The 6,332-nt window shown below is 35.7% G+C and carries 6 protein-coding genes and 8 tRNA genes; 1 reads left to right on the top strand and 13 read right to left on the bottom strand.

Going from position 1 to position 6,332, the window contains the following annotated elements:
• Nucleotides 1–25 precede the first annotated feature (25 nt).
• The 8 genes from WKT09_RS09135 to WKT09_RS09100 all read right to left on the bottom strand — a co-directional run bounded on the left by WKT09_RS09135 (nt 26) and on the right by WKT09_RS09100 (nt 963).
• Nucleotides 26–99, bottom strand: a tRNA-Ile gene (locus WKT09_RS09135).
• Nucleotides 100–115: 16 nt separating this feature from the next.
• A tRNA-Gly gene (locus tag WKT09_RS09130) sits at nt 116–189 on the bottom strand.
• A gap of 84 nt (nt 190–273) precedes the next feature.
• Nucleotides 274–359: transfer RNA gene (locus WKT09_RS09125), tRNA-Leu, on the bottom strand.
• 74 nt (nt 360–433) lie between these two features.
• Nucleotides 434–506, bottom strand: a tRNA-Lys gene (locus WKT09_RS09120).
• Nucleotides 507–603: 97 nt separating this feature from the next.
• Nucleotides 604–678, bottom strand: a tRNA-Gln gene (locus WKT09_RS09115).
• A gap of 32 nt (nt 679–710) precedes the next feature.
• Nucleotides 711–782: transfer RNA gene (locus WKT09_RS09110), tRNA-Glu, on the bottom strand.
• 11 nt (nt 783–793) lie between these two features.
• Nucleotides 794–884: transfer RNA gene (locus tag WKT09_RS09105), tRNA-Ser, on the bottom strand.
• Nucleotides 885–888: 4 nt separating this feature from the next.
• Nucleotides 889–963, bottom strand: a tRNA-Asn gene (locus WKT09_RS09100).
• A gap of 631 nt (nt 964–1,594) precedes the next feature.
• Between WKT09_RS09100 and WKT09_RS09095 the strand changes: the two genes are divergently transcribed.
• Nucleotides 1,595–2,593, top strand: a complete 999-nt coding sequence (locus WKT09_RS09095; protein ID WP_340415753.1) for a proline dehydrogenase family protein — start codon at nt 1,595–1,597, stop codon at nt 2,591–2,593.
• A 148-nt stretch (nt 2,594–2,741) separates the two neighbouring features.
• On the opposite strand, the gene WKT09_RS09090 is transcribed toward WKT09_RS09095, so the two are convergent.
• The 5 genes from WKT09_RS09090 to acpS form a co-directional block, all read right to left on the bottom strand.
• Nucleotides 2,742–3,128 (bottom strand): type II toxin-antitoxin system PemK/MazF family toxin, encoded by a 387-nt coding sequence (locus WKT09_RS09090; protein WP_340415752.1) that lies wholly within the window; start codon nt 3,126–3,128, stop codon nt 2,742–2,744.
• A 4-nt stretch (nt 3,129–3,132) separates the two neighbouring features.
• Nucleotides 3,133–3,411, bottom strand: a complete 279-nt coding sequence (locus WKT09_RS09085) for an antitoxin (RefSeq protein WP_340415751.1) — start codon at nt 3,409–3,411, stop codon at nt 3,133–3,135.
• Nucleotides 3,412–3,514: 103 nt separating this feature from the next.
• Complete coding sequence (gene alr / locus WKT09_RS09080; protein WP_340415750.1) at nt 3,515–4,621, bottom strand: alanine racemase; 1,107 nt, start codon at nt 4,619–4,621, stop codon at nt 3,515–3,517.
• 226 nt (nt 4,622–4,847) lie between these two features.
• The gene (locus tag WKT09_RS09075; protein WP_340415749.1) at nt 4,848–5,852 is read right to left on the bottom strand and encodes a LolA family protein; all 1,005 of its coding nucleotides are present in this window, start codon (nt 5,850–5,852) and stop codon (nt 4,848–4,850) included.
• A gap of 66 nt (nt 5,853–5,918) precedes the next feature.
• Complete coding sequence (acpS, locus tag WKT09_RS09070; protein ID WP_340415748.1) at nt 5,919–6,269, bottom strand: holo-ACP synthase; 351 nt, start codon at nt 6,267–6,269, stop codon at nt 5,919–5,921.
• Nucleotides 6,270–6,332 lie beyond the last annotated feature (63 nt).

Genomic DNA, 6,332 nt, shown 5'->3' with positions numbered 1-6,332 from the left:
ATCGATCGCTCATTTTTGAACGATATGGGCCTGAGTGGACTCGAACCACCGACCTCACGCTTATCAGGCGTGCGCTCTAACCAGCTGAGCTACAGGCCCATCATATTAGTTATAATGGAGCGGGTAGGGGGAATCGAACCCCCGACATCAGCTTGGAAGGCTGGAGTTTTACCACTAAACTACACCCGCATGTAAAAGTAAATGTTTTTTTGCGACAAGTTCAATCTTAACATATTCAGAACTTAATTGCAACAAATTTGTTTATTTATTTTTTGGTGCGGTCGAGAGGACTTGAACCTCCACCGAGTAAACCCGACTAGGCCCTCAACCTAGCGCGTCTGCCATTCCGCCACGACCGCAGAAAGTATATGTGCTTTCAAGTAATATGCGTTTATGACATTACTTCACTTACTCAGTTATCTCTTTATTAAGGTGAGCCATACAGGATTCGAACCTGTGACCCTCTGATTAAAAGTCAGATGCTCTACCACCTGAGCTAATGGCTCCTATTTATGTTTCGCATGATCAAGCATCAAAACTAGGCAACTCATTAACTAACAGAGCATCAAGTTTGAAATACTTTAAACTCATTTGAAAAAGAAATGGCTGGGCTACTAGGATTCGAACCTAGGAATGACGGAACCAAAATCCGTTGCCTTACCGCTTGGCTATAGCCCAATCATTACTTAATGATTCGGTTAAAATTAAAGTGACCCCTACGGGATTCGAACCCGTGTTACCGCCGTGAAAGGGCGATGTCTTAACCACTTGACCAAGGGGCCATGAATTCTAATGGCGGAGAAGGAGGGATTTGAACCCTCGCGCCGCGATAGCGACCTATACCCTTAGCAGGGGTACCTCTTCAGCCTCTTGAGTACTTCTCCATAATGGCTCCACAGGTAGGGTTCGAACCTACGACCGATCGGTTAACAGCCGATTGCTCTACCACTGAGCTACTGTGGAATATGATTGTTTGCATCCATTCGGATAATCTGTATCTTCATAATTATACAAAGTATTCACTTCGTCTGTAAATTACTTAGTTACTGATGATTTTGTACAAACAAATAATAAATGCTACTTTATTACTATATTTAATTGTACTCAGAAATGCAAGTTTTTTGATGTTTGCATTTTCGCCTTATCGCTTGCGCTTATTGTTCTATCATGTGTTATATACTAATATTCATCAGAACGTTTTATAACACTTTTTTTGTAACAGCAAGAACTACTATACATGAATTACTTTTCAATGTCAACAGTTTTAAATTCTTTTTTGAAAAAGTTTTAAATTCCGTTTGTCTTAAATTAATTTATCATGTTTTATGCTGTTTCGTCAATTAATATACTAAAGCGTACAACGGTTTTTTAACCGCTTCGTTTGACACTAGAAATTATATTACATCGTTTTTATTTTATATGCAATCATTTTGATGCTCGCTACAAATTGATTGTTTTTTTCGAATTGTCTTTACTTTATATCAACATTATAAAAAGCTTTGTTTCATCATGTTTCCTCCAATTCTTCTCTCCTTTCTTTTACTATGTAATGATATAATAAACATAAACTTATATCGAAAGAAGGTGTTTTACGATGCACTATTTCATGAAAAACCTTTTTATCGGTATGTCCAACAATAAGACACTTCAAACAATGGCACAAAAATGGGGATACCGAATTGTCGCCGATCAATTCATTGCTGGAACAAATTTAGAAGACGCCTTAGAAACCGTCCGAACATTAAATGCAAAAGGATTTAGTTGTACGGTTGACCACTTAGGGGAATTCGTTACAGAAAAAGAGGTATCTATTCAAGCGAAAGAAAAGATCATTCAATTTATGCACTGTATAAATGAGGAACAACTCGATTGCCATATCTCTTTAAAACTTACACAACTCGGATTAGATATTTCTGAAGAATTTTGTTTACAACTAATGAGGGAAATATTAGATGTCGCAAATAACTATCATATTTTCATCAATATTGATACAGAAGATTATGTACATTATCATGCTACAGTTCGTATTTTGAATGAATTATTATTGGACTATAAGTATGTCGGGACGGTTATCCAAAGTTATTATTATCATGCAGAGGCTTTAATGGAACAATTAAAAGATGTTCGTTTAAGAATTGTAAAAGGAGCCTATAAAGAAAGTGCTGAAGTCGCTTATCAACAAAAAGAAGAGATTGATGCACAATTCCTACACTTAGCAAAAAAACGTTTAAAAGAAGGGGGATTTACCTCTATCGCTACACATGACCATCATATGATTCGTTCTCTACTTCAATATATTGAAGAGGAAAACATTGATAAAAATAAAGTAGAGTTTCAAATGTTATATGGTTTTAGAGAAGAGCTTCAAGAAAAACTTAAAAATGAAGGGTATCGATTCACGGTTTATTTACCATATGGAGAAGATTGGTTCGGATATTTCATGAGAAGATTAGCAGAACGACCAAGGAATATGGAACTTATTATTAAAAATCAACTATATGAAAATAATAGGTTAAAAAAGAAACCGATAATTTTAACCGCTAGTACTATTGGTGTACTTGCCTTTATATGGAGAAATTTTAAAAAGAAATGATATAAATACCTTTAATAAAAAAACATCCTATCGCTTACGATGAAGCTAGGATGTTTTTTTACGATAGTTTTTTCGTCTATATAAACCAAAAAGACGAACATAAATGGGAAGATATAAATAATGAATGATGATTGCTCTATTCCCACATTTATCGTTCGTCTTCATGCTGCTCTTCTTCATAAAACGATTTAAATCCTAGCCCTAAACTAATCTCTAAAGCGTGATCGACTTGCTTCATCGTTTTTTTATCTAATCTCGTAATTTTATCTGTCAATCTTTGCTTATCTAACGTCCGTATCTGTTCTAATAAAATAACGGAGTCTCTTTCAAGTCCATGTTCTTTGGCATCTATCTCAACATGGGTAGGTAATTTTCCCTTTTGAATTTTCGCAGTTATAGCAGCGACTACAATCGTCGGGCTAAAACGATTACCGATATCATTTTGGATGACCAATACTGGCCTTACCCCACCTTGTTCAGATCCGACTACTGGTGATAGGTCTGCGAAATATATATCGCCGCGTTGTACGATCAACACGCTACACCCCGATCACTAAGCGGTCATAGGTGTTTTCGGCCTCCTCTTCAGCTAAAAATGCTTCTGAACAAAGATGTAAATTAATTTTTGCCATCTCCACATAGCCTTTTTGCATCGTCTCATGCAACTCCCGTACTTCGTGTTTATACTCAATATAACTTTTCGTTGCATGATAAATTAATTCATTAATGTCTTTATTCTCGTGCTTCGCCAAAATATCTACTTCCGCAAATAGTTTTTTAGGTAGTGTAATGCGTAACTCTTCAAATCGATTTGGCAACACCCAACACCTCCATTAATCCGTGAAGTTCCTAACATATTTCTTTTATAATAGCATGTTATCTATGCTTATGCAAAAAGAATTCAGTAAATTTGTCTTTTTTTCAGTAATATTGTCGAGGTACTCGACTTGTTATCATACACGGAATTTCGTAATTGATTGTTTCTAGATAATTTGCTACTTCATCCATGTCGATGAACGCATCGCCCTCGCCACCTATTAATGTAACTTTTTCTCCCACTTCATATGGTCCATCTAAGCGCACCATCATTGAATCCATACAGATTCTTCCGACAATCGGCATTCTTTTACCAGCAACGAGCACTTCAAAACCTTGTAATTTTCTTGTCCAACCATCTGCATATCCAATTGGGATCGTACCAATCCACATGTCTGTTTCAGCGACAAAGTTTGCGCCATAGCCGACAAAGTCCCCTGCTTTAATTTTTTTTACTTGGACCAGTTCACTATATAAAGAATAGGCCTGTTCTAATGTAACATTATTTAACTGTCTGATTTCCGCAGATGGATATAAACCATATAAGGAAACACCAAATCTCGTATATCGTTTCATTTTTTCAGGATATTGAATTCCTGCCGCACTGTTACCGACATGTGTCATGATTGGTTCGTCGTGTATATTCGCTAAAATATGCAACATCTTTTCGTAATTTTTATATTGTCTATGGAAATGGGCACTATCAATAACATCTGCTGTAGCGAAATGAGTAAAAGCACCTGTTAACTTTAGTTGTGGATTTCTATGGATTGCTGTGACGATTTGTCGTAATTCTTCTTCTGTACAAATTCCTGTACGGTTCATTCCCGTTTCAAATTCCACATGTATGTGTAAAGGGGCTTCAAATTGCATCTCTTTTACCGCTTCTACCCATGCATGTTCATAGACGTTTATCGTTATATGATGTGATGCGGCAACATGGGCATCTTCTGGATGGACACGACCGACAACTAAAATTGGTGCGACAATTCCATGCTTCCGTAAATGAATTGCCTCTTCTAATAAAGCTACCATTAAAAAGTCTACCCCTGCATTAAGTAGCACATTTGCCACTTCTACACTCCCATGACCGTATCCATCAGCTTTCACAACGCCCATTACATGGCTTTCATCGTCTAATAAACTTTGTAACTGACGTATATTATGTCCAATCGATTGTAAATTTATGACTGCTTTTGTGCGACGATACATAAAATACCCCTTTCTACATCTGTATGTTCATTTCTTTCGAATATTTTGTTAAATGTTAATATGATTAAATTTTACTTTATGATTAGGGATATTTCAATTATATTTATCGTTATATAAAGATAAATAGTTAATGTTATTCACCTATCATGATCATTCATAAATGACGAAGGATGAATCGTTCTAAAAGATGTTTATAATTGTCTGTCACAATTATTTGTACATACGTTTATTTGATCCCTTTTCCTTCTAATGAATTTGCTACTTCTGTTAACTGTTCTGTAGACATCGTTTCACTAGCAACATAATATTTGATGCCGTTTTTTGTCCATTCTATCGTTCCATTTGATACGGCGGCAACGGAATCTTTCATTTCCACCATTTCTCCATATACTTCTTCTGTATAGGTTTCATCTTTTACTGCTTCGTTTTCTTGAATGAGCGTAAACGAATCGTCCCCTTCAAATGTCATAATAATTCTCTTTCCATCTTCTGTTGGTATTTCTTTTTCCTCGACTAAAGTCGCACCAAATGTTTCCAGCGGATATTGTACTTCCAACACATTTGAATCAACTTCTCCATCCACACTAGTATGTAGGCTCTCTAGCACTTTATCTTTGTGAAATGTCCCCTCCTCAAATGCAACATCTGTTTCTGCATTGGAGAAAATTACTTCAATCAATGTATTTTTTTCCTCGTCTAGTACATGTACCGCTTGTGGGAGCAATGTCTTTTTATTAATATAAATTTCTTCCGACGGCAAATTAGATTGATGTTCATAATTTGTTTTCGCCTCAAACAAATAATAATCATCCATTTCCGTAAATGTCACTTCTTTATCTTCCATTATATCGCGAATGACGGATTGGTATAAATATGGTTGACTACTGTTTTCAGGCCATTCCGATTGAAACTTAAAGGTCTTTTTTATATCGGGCGTTAATACAAACACCCCTTCATCATTTTTCAAAATAATTTGCCCTGTTTTTTCTTCTTCATTCATTAAGGTTACTTTGAAATGATCGTTCTCCTCTTTTTTGTATAAAACTTCTACATCATATGTGCGTGGTTCTTTTCCTGTATGCATGGTCATCTTCGCTTCCATCTTATAGCTCGTCATATCTTCGAGCTCTGATGATAACTTTTCTACGATTGATTCCTTCGATGTATTAGAACAAGCTGCTAATAAAATAATTGCGAGCATCGTCAAAAATGTTGCTAATATCCGTTTCACATTTTTTCTCCCCTTCCTCTATAGTTCGTACAACATATATATGAGAGAAAAAATGTACTTATGCTTTTATGTTAAAACAACTTGTGCAACTGCATAATGTTCACTATGTGAAATAGATAAGAAAATATCATGTGAAGCGCCTTGCACAAACATTTCCGGTGCACCACATTCATTAGATAAAATTTCAATATGTTGCAAGCTCAATTTACCAAGCCCTGTTCCTGCTGCTTTTGCATATGCTTCTTTCGCTGCAAAACGTCCCGCAACATACTCAAGTTTTCTTCGTTCCGTTGACAATGTCGTATAGTGGATATATTCATTTTCTGTTAAAATTCGTTTCACAACACGGCTATTTTTATCTATCGCTTTTTTCATTCTTGTTATTTCTACAATATCAATTCCTATTCCTTTTACCATATAAGTTACCTTTCCTTCATTTTTAGTCCATTCTATCATATCATTAATATGTAATATTCCTAT

It is taken from the genome of Pseudogracilibacillus sp. ICA-222130, from assembly GCF_037892545.1.
In the GTDB taxonomy this organism is placed as follows: Bacteria; Bacillota; Bacilli; order Bacillales; family Amphibacillaceae; genus Pseudogracilibacillus.
The sequence above is the reverse complement of the archived record's forward strand: the minus strand, read 5'-3'. Positions and strand labels throughout refer to the sequence as shown.